The 14,325-nt window shown below is 42.8% G+C and carries 13 protein-coding genes; 10 read left to right on the top strand and 3 right to left on the bottom strand.

Annotated elements, in window-relative coordinates:
- Positions 1-145: 145 nt before the first annotated feature.
- The 5 genes from EYR97_RS11235 to EYR97_RS11255 all read left to right on the top strand — a co-directional run bounded on the left by EYR97_RS11235 (position 146) and on the right by EYR97_RS11255 (position 5,210).
- A complete protein-coding gene (locus EYR97_RS11235) occupies positions 146-2,020 on the top strand; it encodes a methyl-accepting chemotaxis protein (RefSeq protein ID WP_131093912.1) in 1,875 nt (624 codons plus the stop codon).
- Positions 2,021-2,034: 14 nt separating this feature from the next.
- A complete protein-coding gene (locus EYR97_RS11240) occupies positions 2,035-3,204 on the top strand; it encodes an alginate export family protein (protein ID WP_131093913.1) in 1,170 nt (389 codons plus the stop codon).
- A gap of 48 nt (positions 3,205-3,252) precedes the next feature.
- Positions 3,253-3,654: a hypothetical protein gene (locus EYR97_RS11245; RefSeq protein WP_131093914.1), complete on the top strand. Its 402-nt coding sequence runs from the start codon at positions 3,253-3,255 to the stop codon at positions 3,652-3,654.
- Between the two features lie 141 nt (positions 3,655-3,795).
- Positions 3,796-4,146, top strand: coding sequence for a hypothetical protein (locus tag EYR97_RS11250; RefSeq protein WP_131093915.1), 351 nt, complete (start codon positions 3,796-3,798; stop codon positions 4,144-4,146).
- Entirely contained in the window at positions 4,122-5,210 is a 1,089-nt protein-coding gene (locus EYR97_RS11255) for a S41 family peptidase (RefSeq protein WP_131093916.1), read from the top strand. Before EYR97_RS11250 ends, EYR97_RS11255 begins: the two co-directional genes overlap by 25 nt.
- A gap of 257 nt (positions 5,211-5,467) precedes the next feature.
- Here the strand turns inward: EYR97_RS11255 and amt are convergent, their stop codons facing one another.
- The gene (gene amt, locus EYR97_RS11260; RefSeq protein ID WP_307722612.1) at positions 5,468-8,536 is read right to left on the bottom strand and encodes an ammonium transporter; all 3,069 of its coding nucleotides are present in this window, start codon (positions 8,534-8,536) and stop codon (positions 5,468-5,470) included.
- 152 nt (positions 8,537-8,688) lie between these two features.
- On the opposite strand from amt, the gene EYR97_RS11265 reads away from it, so the two are divergent.
- Together EYR97_RS11265 and EYR97_RS11270 are read left to right on the top strand one after the other, a co-directional pair.
- The gene (locus EYR97_RS11265; protein WP_131093918.1) at positions 8,689-9,387 is read left to right on the top strand and encodes an HAD family phosphatase; all 699 of its coding nucleotides are present in this window, start codon (positions 8,689-8,691) and stop codon (positions 9,385-9,387) included.
- A gap of 142 nt (positions 9,388-9,529) precedes the next feature.
- Positions 9,530-10,828 carry a hypothetical protein gene (locus EYR97_RS11270; RefSeq protein ID WP_131093919.1) on the top strand — a complete coding sequence of 433 codons (1,299 nt, stop codon included), beginning with the start codon at positions 9,530-9,532 and terminating at the stop codon, positions 10,826-10,828.
- Between the two features lie 51 nt (positions 10,829-10,879).
- On the opposite strand, the gene EYR97_RS11275 is transcribed toward EYR97_RS11270, so the two are convergent.
- Complete coding sequence (locus EYR97_RS11275; RefSeq protein ID WP_131093920.1) at positions 10,880-11,212, bottom strand: primosomal replication protein PriC; 333 nt, start codon at positions 11,210-11,212, stop codon at positions 10,880-10,882.
- A 133-nt stretch (positions 11,213-11,345) separates the two neighbouring features.
- Here EYR97_RS11275 and EYR97_RS11280 point away from each other — a divergent pair, with 133 nt between their 5' ends.
- Positions 11,346-11,537, top strand: a complete 192-nt coding sequence (locus tag EYR97_RS11280) for a hypothetical protein (protein ID WP_131093921.1) — start codon at positions 11,346-11,348, stop codon at positions 11,535-11,537.
- Position 11,538: 1 nt separating this feature from the next.
- Here the strand turns inward: EYR97_RS11280 and epmB are convergent, their stop codons facing one another.
- Positions 11,539-12,564, bottom strand: coding sequence for an EF-P beta-lysylation protein EpmB (gene epmB / locus EYR97_RS11285; protein ID WP_131093922.1), 1,026 nt, complete (start codon positions 12,562-12,564; stop codon positions 11,539-11,541).
- A gap of 36 nt (positions 12,565-12,600) precedes the next feature.
- Here epmB and efp point away from each other — a divergent pair, with 36 nt between their 5' ends.
- Both efp and epmA read left to right on the top strand, forming a co-directional pair.
- Positions 12,601-13,170 carry an elongation factor P gene (efp, locus tag EYR97_RS11290; protein WP_131093923.1) on the top strand — a complete coding sequence of 190 codons (570 nt, stop codon included), beginning with the start codon at positions 12,601-12,603 and terminating at the stop codon, positions 13,168-13,170.
- Positions 13,171-13,306: 136 nt separating this feature from the next.
- On the top strand, positions 13,307-14,275 hold the full coding sequence (epmA, locus tag EYR97_RS11295) for an elongation factor P--(R)-beta-lysine ligase (protein WP_131093924.1): 969 nt from the start codon (positions 13,307-13,309) through the stop codon (positions 14,273-14,275).
- The last annotated feature ends 50 nt before the right edge of the window (positions 14,276-14,325 follow it).

Consider the following 14,325-nt stretch of genomic DNA (forward strand, 5'->3'; position numbering starts at 1 on the left):
CGATTTGCTCCAAATTTCAGTGTTTTGGTTTACTTCTTGGTGTTTTTTCTACGTAGCCTAGCAACGGCAGCCGTAAATACTCCTAACACAAAGCAACGATGATTTGCGGTTAAAGAATAATAACAATATCAATGAGAAGAACACTGTGTTTGAACAGGTTATAGACAACAATGCTTACGAAAGCAAACTGCCAAGATGGTTTATTTTTGCGGTTTGTTTATGCTCGTTTACCCCTTTAGTTTACAATCTACTCGGTGGAAATGCCGCTGTATTAGGGTATTCCAACGAATCAGCGATTGTTCACAGCCACTTAGAATTCGCCGAACAAGCTCACCAGTTAGCGGGAACGAATGAAAGTACCCGAACAATCGGCAAATTTGTCGATCATTTATTTTATAGTTTACCCGGTGCATTTTGGCATGTTATATGGGAGTGGAGCTCAGTTGCCATCGCATTTTTGAGCGTCATTTTGGCGTTTGCCCATTATCGCGTACGTAAGAATCTCGTTGTACCATTAATCGGCATTGTTATGTTGTGTGCAGGTATTATGGATTTATATCACACACTTGCAGCAGCCCGCCTCATTAACGTTCATGCACCTAATGCAGATTTAATTCCATTTACTTGGGCTGAAGCTAGATTATTTAGCGCTGTGGGATTCACTATTGGTGCTTTGATTTTACTAGTAAACGTAAAGGAATCCCATTACACCACTGTGTTGTTTACAACAGGGGGAGGATTATTAGCGGCAGCCATCACTATAATGGCTCTAACAAGCGCAAGTGAGACGTTACCTGTAAGTCAATACTCAGACTCTCTTATCACACGTCCCTACGATGTTATTCCCCTTGTGTTGTACATATTACTTGCATTTGTACTTTTGCCGATCCTCAACAAAAAAGCATCGTCCATATTTGTATCAAGTCTTATCTTAAGTATGGTGCCTCAAATTGTCGCACAACTCTATATGGCATTTGGATCTAATGCCTTGTTTGACAATGGCTTTAATATTGGGCATTACCTTAAGTCACTGTCATACCTCATTCCGTGTGTTGGGATTATTATCGATTACGTCGCAATATCAGAGCGCGGTACACATATCACCAATAATTTGGAAACGTTACATAACAACATTACAGAAGCGGTTACAAAGTCAGTAGAAGAGCTCACAGTTGTTGCGAAACAAGTAGGGGAAGGAGCAAGTGCTGTTTCTACCTCTAGTAATAAGGTGAGAGAGCTTGTAAATAAGCAATTCGAATACACCACGCAGTGCGCTTCGGCCATGGAAGAAATGACCGTATCTGTAGAAGACGTAAGTATGAATACTCGCAATGTTGCAGATACCTCTCTAAGTGCGAATGAAGAAGCCATTACAGGAAGTAAAACGGTTGCTTCAAGTATCAATTCGATGGACCAAATAGCAAATGCCGTGACATCAGTCGCGGAAAAAATAGAAAGGTTGAATGTAAGCAGCGAAGAAATTGCGAAAGTCGTGTCAGTAATCAGCACAATTGCCGATCAAACTAACTTACTTGCACTAAATGCGGCTATTGAAGCGGCTAGAGCAGGCGAGCATGGTCGTGGCTTTTCAGTTGTTGCAGACGAAGTTCGCGGACTTGCTGCAAAGACACAAAATGCCACTAATCAAATTGTTACTACGGTAGAAGCTAATCTTACAGATACACAAATTTCAGTAGAAAGTATGCGACACAGCATGGAAATGGTGTCTATTGGAACGGAATCTGCCTCAACAGCAAAAGAAAATATGGAAAGCATTGTCAGAAGTTTTGATCAAGTCACCATGATGATATCGCAAATCGCCACGGCTAATGACCAGCAAGCGGCTGTCGCGAAAGAAATATCACACCAGCTCAATCACATTAATGAAATAAGCGCTGAAGTTGTTGAGACCATTAATAACGTAGCCGACTCCGCTGAGACACTCTCTCGCTTTTCTAAAAAGACACTAACGCTCGCCAGTGAACTTTCTTTAGAAAGCACAAAACAAGAAAAACAATAATAAAGGTAAGTGATATGAAATACGTCTTGATGATGCTATTTGTGTTATCTCCATTGTCTTTTGGACAGTCATTGGAAAATATTGCTTCAGCAATCAAATCAGGCGAAATTGACGTGAAATTTCGCTACAGAGTTGAAGCCGTTGACCAAGATCTACTATCAGAAAATGCACTAGCATCTACATTACTTTCTCGGTTTACATATCAGTCAAATCAAGTTAGAGGTTTCTCAATAGGCCTAGAGGTAGACAATGTGTCTCATCTTGGTGCTCAGAAATATAATGACACGATTAATGGGAACACGTTATACCCTGTCGTTGCAGATCCAGACGCCACCGATATAAACCAGTATTACGTAAAATACTCAAGTGATGTATTTACAGCTACGGCCGGACGTCAAAGAATTAATCATCAAAATCAGCGGTTTATAGGTGGTGTCGGTTGGCGCCAAAATGAGCAGACTTACGACGGTTTTAGGCTACAGTGGCAAGTTCTTGCTAAATGGAATATAGACTATAGTTACCTTCATAATGTGAATCGTGTATTTGGACCTAATGGAAACAACGCAAATTTAGCTGGCAATTTTCACCTTATCAATAATCAATTGAGCTTAACGCCATTCCATGAACTTTCGGTGTTTGGATATTGGCTCGACTTTGATGACAGCAAAGCACTATCCAGTCAAACGCTTGGCTTTGACTACAATGGAAGTTTTAAACACTTAAGTTGGCATGGAGCATACGCGCAACAAACCGACTACAGAGAGAACCCTGAATCATTCTCGCTCGATTACTGGGCTTGGGACGTTAAACTCGACTTGGATAAAAATACTGTATTTATTGGGCAAGAAGTCCTTGGCGGTAATGGTACTCACCGTTTCACAACACCGCTGGCTACATTGCACAAATTTCAAGGCTTCGCTGATAAATTTCTTGTAACACCGGTCGATGGCTTACGCGATAGTTTTATTGGAATAACGCAGCAGGTTGGCGCTTTTAATGTCGCGTTAACATTCCACTCATTTAAGAATTTGGACAGTGAGAAATTGGGCAAGGAAGTAAATGTGTCCATGACTTACCGTATTAGCGAAAGTGTAAACCTTCTTCTAAAGCACGCTAATTACAGAGCTGAAATACATCAGACCGATACCCAAAAATGGTGGTTGCAACTTAGTGTTACGGTGTAAATGGCTATCCACTTATTGTACTAGAAGTGAGTTTGAGGTTGGTACAAAATGATAACGAAACTTGAGTCTAAAAACCTGAACTATTTACCTCCCGATAGAGATTGCTTCTCTTTGTATGCATCTTTTTATAGAAATACCCTTTCTATGAGTCGGCATGGCTTCTTGCATAGTTTAGAAGACGCATGGCTAGCGCTGTGCAGCGACGCGGGGGCATGGTACGTGCGAGGCATTGGTATATGGATTATTCAGTGTAAATCTACACATCAATTACTTGGTACTGCGGGCTTTTGGCAGTCAAAGAGCAAAGCGAGAGTATTCGAGCTCGACTTGCTCCCCTACATGGTTGACTACACAACGAGGCAAGAAATTGTTCAAACCCTTATTAATTACCATAATGAAAAGTTCTGTCGATCAGAGTTCTGTGTACAGAACGTGGCAGAATATCTCTGAACTAACCAAGCGAGTCTCATGCTGCTTTTCTCGTTGCTAATTTGGAATAACCAAACCACGCAACTCGTTGATTGCCTGAAACTCGCTTGGAGCAAACAAAAAGTGTACCGCAAAGGTCAACACGCTATAGAAGGATTAAAATTGAAAAAGCTAATATTACTTACCGTAGGTTTACTCTCGAGTGGTGCTCAAGCCATGAACTGCGCTAATGAGTTTTCTTGGTTGAAAAAGACATTCGAAGAGAACGATGCTGGTTTTTCCTATGTGATAGACAGTAAAGGGGAAGCGAGCTATCAAAACCTTAATTCACAAACCATCAAAAAGCTTGATGGTGTTACAGACCCCAAGCAATGCCATGAAATCTTAAAAGACTGGCTGTTTTTCTTTCGAAAAGGGCATATTGCTCTTTTCTTAAATACGAGTTCTTCTAGTACTGTTGCGACAGAAAAACGAAAAATATATTTGATATGTCCTCGTTTAAAAAGCGCATAACTGCATTGCCGGCCGATGACTTACAAGGTCTGTGGCAGTTTTCAGATTATACCATCGCCCTAGATAAAACGGGTGAGGAATATGTGGGTTACATTGTTGAATCGGATAACCCCTCGTGGAAACCAAATGATATAAAACTTAAATTCATACTCAAAGATAATACATTGAGTGCAATTTATTACATGGGCGATCGCTCTCAAAGAGAAATTAGCAGTGTAGAGCGTTATGGAAACAATGCGATTATCTTAGATGATGGGTTCGTGGCAATGCGCCGGCTAAACCCAAAAGAAGAAGATGCCCAAGAAGTTAATCGATATGTACGGTTAATCACCGCCAATTCACCACTATTCGAACGCGTTTCTAGTGACACCGTGTTATTGCGCATACCGTCTTTTTTTCACGGGCAAAAGCAAGCTATTGATAGACTTATAAAAGAGAACTTTAAAACAATCGCTAGTACTAACAACCTTATTATTGATATACGCGGTAATGGTGGTGGCAGTGATGCCAGTTATAGCGAGATCCTTCCACTTCTTTACACCAACCCCATCAGGAATGTCGGGGTAGAGATGTTGTCTACACCACTAAATAATAAGCGCATGGTAGATTATGCTGAAGGTGAAGAGTATCCTCAAGAAATAAGAAATTGGGCAAAAGCATCGATTGATAAGTTAAACGCCAACGAAGGCAAATTTGTTCAACTAGAAAAAGAGAGGGTAACCGTTGAGCAGTTTGACGCTGTTCTACCTCAGCCTGCTCAAGTAGCTATTCTTATTGATAAAAATAACGGAAGCTCTGCTGAACAGTTCTTACTGGCAGCTAAACAGAGTAAAAAAGTAAAGCTGTTTGGCACTACAACTACGGGGGTGTTGGATATTTCCAACATACATCAAGTTAATTCGCCAAGTGGTAACCTTACATTGTACTACAGCCTTTCACGAAGCTTCCGCATTCCAGATATGACAATCGATGGTAAAGGTCTTCAGCCTGATTACTTCATAGACTCTAGTGTGCCTAAGTACCAATGGGTCGATTTCACTACAGACGTTTTGGAATATCAGTAATCGCATACAGAGGTTGTATTAGTCAGTGCCTGTCTTAGCGCCTTTGATAGCGCTTTTTTGGGGAAGTGAGCCAATAATTGGAGTGTTGATCCGGATAAATGCTTCATGCTACAGCGTGTGAGATTAGCGATAGAGTTTTTACTACAAGGCTTTTCACTTTGCGAATTTGGAATAACCAAACTACGCAACTCGTTCATTGCCTGAAACTCGCTTGGAATGAACAAAAAAGTGTACCGCAAAGGTCAACACGCTTTAGCTTAGTCACTCCCTTTCAAGGCTTTTGGTAATGTAGGTAAATAGGATTGAATATCAGTGCTGGAAAGGGGTTTAAAGAAATAGTACCCCTGAAACTCGTCACATCCCTGTTCGCTAAGAAAGTCAAACTGAGCTGCGTTTTCCACACCTTCTGCAACGGTTTTGAGCTCTAAGTTTTGCGCTAAAGAAATAATAGTTGCGCAAATTTTGGCGTCTTCTTCGGAAGTCGCACATTCATCAACAAACGAGCGATCTATTTTTAATACATTCACAGGTAAGCGCTTTAAATAGCTCAAGGAAGAATAGCCAGTACCAAAGTCATCAATTGCAATACATATCCCTAATTTCTGTAGCTCGGTGAGTACCTCAATACACAGCTCCATTTCAGTAAGAAATACGCCTTCTGTGACTTCAAACTCGAGTAATTCCCCTGGTAATGAGTATTGCTGCAAAATCTTTTTCACAAAAGGCAACATATGTGGCGAATGCAAGTGTTTACCTGATAAGTTAATAGCCACCGGCGGGGTTGCAATACCCTGAGCGTCCCATTCACATAACTGGCGACATACCAATTCAATAATGTGTTCTTCAATTTCTATAATAAGGTTTGCTTCTTCTGCCAATGGTATGAATTCAGTGGGAGGGATCCAATGACCATCAGGGTGTTGCCACCTTGCAAGCGCTTCAAGTCCAATAATAGTTTGCTCACTGTTCACTTTGGGTTGATACACAACGTGAAAGGCGTCATTAGTATTAAGAGATTGGCGTAGTGCTTGCTCAGAGTGAAATTGATGTGATGCTGTATTCGCCATCTCATCAACGAACACTTTATAGGTGTCGCGTCCAGCTTTTTTTGCAAAATACATGGCAATATCAGCATGTTGAATAAGGGTCTCGGCGCTAATATGCGAGTCATAGGCCAATGCAATACCAATACTAGTCGGAATTTTCAATTCCCGCCCACCAAGTGCTACTGGCTCACGCATCACGTGAAGAATTTTCTCTGCCGTGTGTTCAGTAGCTTGCACGGTAAGCGCCCCTCGCATCATGACAACGAACTCGTCGCCTCCCCATCGGGCAATAACGTCATTTTGACGCACTACTCGTGATAATCGTGCGGCAACTTCTAGTAATAGTTCGTCACCCGCTTTATGGCCGAGTGTGTCGTTGATTTTTTTAAATCTATCTAAATCTAGAAAGAAAATGGCAGTAATATCACCAGATGTCTCATTAGCCGTTAATGCGCGATTGAGTTGCTCGATAAGATAGGCGCGGTTGTACAGCCCTGTAAGAGGGTCAGAATAGGCTTGCTGGCGCAGTTTGTTCTGAAGCTTGTGTTGGCGGGTAACATCCCTTACGTGGAGAGTGAACTCGTCCATCGACTCTCGCCCAACATTAGCACTGGTGATCGTGATTTCAGCTGGAAATATATCGCCTCCGCCGCGCTTTAAACTAATACTATTGCGACGGTTGATTAGCAGCCCAGAGCTAGTAGCAAATTTGTGCTCAAGACTGTGCTGTACATCTGGTCGGTCTTTTTCTAGTACAAATGTGTTTATAAACGACGAGCCAACAACTTGGTTCTTATGTTGACCAAAAGTGCGCTCAGCAGCCGGGTTGAATTCAAGGACAAACCCTCTTAAATCGATAGTGATAATGCTGTCCATGGATGAATCTAGGATGGCACTTTTTCGCTTTTCGCTTGAACGAAAGTTATCAATTGCTTGGTCGCGTTGGTGCATTTCTTCTTTTACGCGATTGATCACGCGGTTGTACTGCCGTGCTATTTGACCTACTTCCGTAAAAGGCTCAACGGGCACTTTAGCGGCAAAATCGCGTTTATCTTCTTGTGTTTTCATTGAACTGAGTAAATCGATAAGCTCAGTAGACGCTCTGTGCTCTGAAATGTTCATACCGAGCATTTCATTTTTGTTAGATACTCGCAATGGGGTTAAGCGATTAATAAAAGATATAAAGGCGAAACTAATGCCAAAGCTGAACAGCCCAATAACGACTACGCCAAGGATTTGCACTTGAAATTGTGACCAATGTGTCGCACTTTCAGGCAGAGAGTCCGTGCGTGCAAATAAGGCTACCGCCAGCGTTCCCCATATTCCTGCGAATAGATGCGCCGGAACCACTGATAAAACGTCGTCAACTCGCCATTTATCCATAAGCCAGTTGCCAACATAGAGAATAATTCCGCCTACAAAACCAATTAGCGCGGCACTTAATGGGCTTACCATATGCGCTGATGCGGTTATTGATACTAACCCTGCAATGACACCATTTAAAATGTAGGTGACTTCTACATAGCGGTGACGTATCACAAATAAGCCACTAGCGGCGAGGCCTCCCCAAGCCGCTGCTACACAGGTGTTCAGCAGTACCGCGGGCACACTTTCGTTAAGCGCTAGGGTACTGCCACCATTAAAGCCAAACCAACCCAACCAAATAAGTAGTGTTCCCAATACGGCCATTGGTAGATTATTTCCAACCGGCAAGCGTCTGCTTTTATCGAAGCGACCGAGTCGTGGACCAATGATTATGGTTGCCGCAAGTGCAATCCAGCCACCAACGGAGTGCACAACAGTAGAGCCAGCGAAGTCGATAAACCCGATAGATTCAAGCCAACCCGTATTGCCTTGATCATAGGCTCCAGCCCAAACCCAATGACCTACCACAGGATAGATCACACTGCACAATATGGTTGTGATGATAAGGTAACCGTGGAAGGACATTCGCTCAGCGACAGCGCCTGACATTAATGTGGCAGCAGTACCGCAAAACATCATTTGGAAAAAGAAGAAGCTAATTTGCCAGGGGGTTTGTGTTGCACCAAAAAAGTGCTCTGAAGTGCCGAATATTCCCCATATTGAATCACCGAACATCAGTCCAAAGCCAAACATCCAGTAAACTATGGCGGCGATGATAAAGTCAGATAGGTTTTTAGCTGCTACATTGATACTGTTCTTGCTGCGAATTTTACCTGTCTCTAGGCAAAGAAAACCCGCTTGCATCAAAAAAACCAATAATGCAGAAATTAAAAGCCAGCCATAATCCAACGTCAACCACCATTTATGACAATATAAAAATGTGGTAGTGCAATTTTTACACCGCTATTAAAAAATAATGCAGCAGATATGCTTAAACGGCGCACAGTGGTATGGTATGGAGCACGTTGTAACCATTCCTGTTTTTAACTTAACCTCAGGGTAAACCAATGTCTATGTCGACCATTTCAGCACCTGATGATCAGTGGGTCATTACGCCCCAAACGAGCACGATATTGTTTGATCACGATGGTACCTTGATAGATTCTGAAACAATCCATTTCGACTTATGGTGTGACATTCTCGATGACTTCGGCGTGACACTGACTCAAGACTTTTATTGCAAAGTTATGGCTGGTATTCCGGTAAAGCAAAATGCTGTCGATTTGGTCGAACATTTCAATTTAGATGTCAGCCCAAGTTATTTGGCGCAGAGAAAGCATGACTGCCTGGGGAGCTTTCTTGAAACACAAGCGTTCCCTCTTATGCCTTATGCTAGAGAAACAATTCTGGCCTGCTCGAAGGCTGGTTTTACGCTAGGGATCGTAACGGGAGGAAGTAAAAAGTCAGTAGAGAAAACACTGTCACAATATGGATTGAGAGACTATATCTCTTGTGTAGTCGCAGTTGAGGATGTTGCTAGCAGTAAACCTGCACCAGATTGTTACCAGTTAGCAATGAAAATGCTTGGCGTCAGTGCACAAGAATGTATTGCCGTAGAAGATACTCAGACTGGTTTGGCTGCAGCAGTTTCAGCTGGGTTGCGTTGCGTGGTTATTCCTACCGTATTATCAGAGCACCACGACTTTACTCAGGCTACTGCACAGTACGATTCTTTGTCATCATGGCTAAAATCTGAAGCTATTTGAGCATGTTAACCTTTGCGGAAGGTTATAGCAGATAGGTGCTAACATTCCTAGTAGCCCTAACAATCGCATGGTGACAGGTGGAGTCACTCGCTAACTTCGCGTAATATAAATACGAAGACTAGGAAAGGTATTACACAATTTCATGATTTCTCGCGGTGTAAAATGGCTTCTAATGAGTATCGCCATTGTTGGTTTCATCATATTGTCAGGTACGGTGGTGCTGGCTTATTTGTCAGTGCAAAAAACGCCGTTAGTAACCACTTACGCTCCCACTCAATTGGATGGTGCAGACACCGTTAATGAGTTGCTCAGTCAACTACAACAAGCATTTGAAAAACGTAAAGAAGGTCACCAAGTTACGCTGACACAAACACAGGTTGAGAGTTTGGTTGGGGTATTACAACGCGCTATTCCTGATTTCAAAGGTATTGTTAACATCACACCGCTAGCCGGTACGATTAGCGTTACCTATAACATAAGGCAATCAAGTTACTACATTAACGCCTCTGTCCTTGTGCTACCTGATTCGAGCTTACGCATAGAGCAAGTTCAGCTTGGTGATCTTAAGGTGTCCGGTGGCTTTTTGCTTTCACTCATTGAACGGGCCGTGAACTTCTATACCGACTCTCAAATTGTGAGTCTCGCGCTTTCGAGAATTGAGCGAGTTAGCATGCGTGAAGGAGAGATCACATTAGAGCTTGGTCCTCTTGACGCCTTTATCAGTGAGTTTGACTATGTTGCTTCGCAACTCTCAGATGACGAAGTGACCGAGCTTGAACTGCTAACTGGCTATTATTTGCGTTATATCTCAGGTCGTCACATTGCGCTTTCACATGAGCCTGTTTCGTTGATTGAATATTTGCGTGAAGGCATGGCTAGAGCCAGAGAACAAAGTGATACGCCAGAGCAAGCAGCCTTTCACAACAAAGCTGTTATTTTAGCGCTTGCTGCTTATGTCGGGCATCACAGAGTAGGAAACTTAGTTGGTGATATTCAGCCTGATGCACTAAAAGCACTTAAACCTAGAACCGGTGCGGTACTGCATGAACGCAATGATTTAACTCGCCATTTCATCATATCTGCGGCGCTTGAACTGCTAGCCGAGCAAGGTATGTCATTAGCCATTGGAGAGTTTAAAGAGCTAATGGATAGAGGTGAGGGGGGCTCTGGCTACAGTTTCGTAGATTTATTGGCTGATATGTCGGGTACTGAATTTGCTAAGGTAGCAACCAACCCTAATTATGCTAGTGAAGTACAAAACACGATGGCCCGCATTCAAAGTGAGTTGGAAATTATCCCACCCATTGATGGGTTAAAAGAGGGGCTGAGCAAGCAAGCGTTTACGTTGCAATATGGAAAAGTAGACAGCGAAGCATATATGAAAGAAGTAGCGGCAATCAAAGAGCGAATAAGACAGCTTCCGCTTTATTCAAAGCCTTAATCATTACTGCCAACTAGAATTTCCATATTTGAGTTGGCAGAAGCGACTCAGTTAACCTTTACTCAAAGACTGTTGAAATTGTGCAATGGTGACCAGAGCCAATTCAATCTTCTTGATAAGCGGCGCTAACGCTTTTTTTGCCTCTTCCTCATTGAGCTCCTTTAAAGCCTGCCAATCACTAGCTATCTCTTCCACATAAGGGCCAAAGCGTTTTGATGAGGTTGTAAAAACACTATCTGCGGCGAAGACTGCTGTGAACTTCCCTTTTTGGTCACGTTGTAAATTATCTAGAATTTGGTCTGCATCAACAGCTTTTCGATACAGGGTCTGCATGGTTTCTTGTAGTTGCTGATGAATGGTTTGCATTTCCTGACTGTGTTGCATTTGCACGCCTTTTGTTTCAATTGTAAGTTTGTTTAAAAAAATGCTAAAGTTTGGTCGTTAATGGCCGATACTTAATGAAGTGGGCAATTTTGCCTACTTTTTTACTTTGCTACAAGCAACATAGGAATATGGTATGGATCTACAAGGTACTAGTGCCTCTGGAACGTCCGGTGCGTCACTTGAGTTGGCCTCTCTTAAACTTGCTAAAAGCCAGCAAGAGCAAGAGGGACAAGCGTCGCTTCAGTTGCTGGAATCAGCATCTGACGTACCAAAATCGTCATCTGCAAACCCCGCGTTAGGCGCCAACATTGATACCTTCGCGTAAGTTACGGGTGCATCTGTAAGTCGATAGGCGTTTTGCCAGGTTGACCGCCAATTTCTCTTACGAGTTTTGGTACCAAAAAGCCTGGTAGGCGCTTTATCGCTTCTTCCAACAGTTTTCTCGCGTTGTCATCATTCACGTAAAAGTGGCTTGCACCCTGGACTTTATCTAAAACGTGCAGGTAGTAAGGCAGTACCCCTGCATCAAACAGTTTTTCACTTAAAGCGCAAATTGCATCTGCATTGTCGTTCACATCTTTTAGCAAAACAGACTGATTTAACAAGGTCACTCCTTTATTTCTTAAATCCTGCAACAACAACGTCAGTTCCGATGATACTTCATTGGCATGATTGGCATGCAATACCAGTATTTTTTGTAAGGGAAGCTCGGTAAACCATTTTGAAAACGAATCGCACAACCTACTCGGAATGACGATCGGAAGACGGGTATGAATACGCAAACGTTTAATATGCGGTATTTTGGCAATTTCATTTGCTAGCCATGAAAGATGATCATCTTTTGCCATAAGCGGATCACCTCCCGAGAAAATGACCTCGTTGATACCTTTGTTTTCACTTAGGTATTTGAGAACATCAACCCACTGTTGTTTATTCACCGCGTTGTCTGCATAGGGGAAATGGCGGCGAAAGCAATAGCGACAATTGACTGCACAGCCAGTGCGAACCATCAGCAAAACACGAGAGTCGTATTTGTGCAAAATTCCTTTGCCGGCTGTTTCATGCTCCTGAAGCGGATCTGTACTGTAGCCCGGCGTACTTAAGAACTCATCGCTCAGCGGAAGAACTTGTAACAAAAGTGGGTCTAGCGGGTTACCTTTCTCCATTAAATCAACAAAATGGCGTGGCACACGCATGGGAAATAGTCGTCTGGCTTTGATGTGCTGGGTGTAGTTTTCCTCTGCCAATCCTAGATAGCGCAATAGCATTACAGGGTCGGTAAAACTATTTGATAATTCTTTTTGCCAGTTATGCTCTACAGAAATGGGTTTTTTAGGTATTATTTGTTCCACTAAACTTTTTGTACCTTATGTTAAGACAGAGGAAATATGGCTCATTACAGCACTAACGAGTTCAAAGGCGGCCTGAAAATCATGCTGGACGGCGAACCTTGCAACATTCTAGAAAACGAATACGTAAAACCAGGCAAAGGCCAAGCGTTCAACCGTGTAAAAATTCGCAAGCTTATTTCAGGTAAAGTTTTAGAAAAAACTTTCCGCTCGGGTGAATCAGTAGAAGGCGCTGATGTGATGGATACAGAGCTTGCTTACTTGTACACCGACGGCGAATTCTACCACTTTATGAACAATGATACATTCGAACAAATCGCTGCGGATGAAAAAGCCGTGGGTGACAACAAAAAGTGGTTGGTTGAAAACGACATTTGCACCATTACATTGTGGAATGGCTCGCCAATTACCGTTACTCCTCAAAACTTTGTTGAGTTAGAAATCACAGAGACCGATCCTGGTCTTAAAGGTGACACTGCCGGTACAGGCGGTAAGCCAGCAACATTAAGCACTGGCGCTGTAGTTCGCGTTCCATTGTTTGTGCAAACGGGTGAAGTGATCCGTGTTGACACACGCTCTGGCGAATATGTGTCTCGCGCACAAAAATGATCCTAGATTAAATAAACGTCCACAGTGGCGTTTGTAGAAAAGCCGGTGTATCACTAACAAGTGTTCGCCGGTTTTTTATTTGTAATTAAGGTGTGAACCAATACGCCTTAACGTGTTTATCGATATTGAGTGTGTAATGCAAAATTGGCAACCTACCACTACTAGCGAGGCGCGCATAGCTCGCGCAGCGATGCTTCGCTTAATTCGCGATTTCTTTTACACCCGAAGTGTGCTTGAAGTTGATACGCCACTTTTGTCGGCGGGTACTGTAACCGACGAGCATCTGGAGGCCTTTGAAACCCCCTTTCATTTTAGTTCAACAGGTGAGCCTGTGCGGTTGTTCTTACAAACGTCGCCAGAATACGCTATGAAACGCTTACTGTGTGCACAAAGTGGCTCTATATACCAAATATGTAAAGCCTTTCGACATGAAGGTGAGGGACGTTGGCACAACCCTGAATTTACTATGCTTGAGTGGTATCGCATCGATTTTGATCATTTCGCATTGATGAATGAAGTTGATGAATTGTTACAGCTGGTACTCAACACGCAAGCGGGAAAGCAGATAAGCTATCAGCGCGCTTTTATTGAATATCTTGACGTTGACCCTCTCAATACCTGCGACGAGGTGTTAGTTGATATCATGTCGAAAGAGAATATTGATATTCATGCGCCAGAAACCTTGAGCTTTGACAGTAAGCTTCAACTGTTATTCAGCTATTGTATCGAGCCGAAAATAGGTCAGCAGAGGCCTTGCTTTGTATACAACTTCCCCGCGTCTCAAGCGGCATTGGCGAAAATTAATGAAGACGATCCAAGAGTGGCTGACCGCTTTGAGGTTTATTTTAAAGGTGTGGAGCTTGCCAATGGTTTTAACGAACTCAGTGCCGCACAAGAACAGAGAAATCGATTTCAACAAGACAATGAAAAACGCCAGCAAGCTGAGTTAGCAACTAAGCCAATTGATGAGAATTTTTTGTGTGCATTGGAAGCAGGGCTTCCCTCGTGTGCAGGGGTTGCATTGGGCATAGATCGCTTACTAATGCTGAAAATTGGTGCACAGCACATACAAGAGGTGATTAATTTTCCAGTAAGTCGCGCTTGAGCGATATAACAACCAAAAATGCAGGTCAATACGCTCTAATAGAGTTACTG

The organism is Alteromonas sp. KUL42 (assembly GCF_006538325.1).
Taxonomy (GTDB): Bacteria; Pseudomonadota; Gammaproteobacteria; order Enterobacterales; family Alteromonadaceae; genus Alteromonas.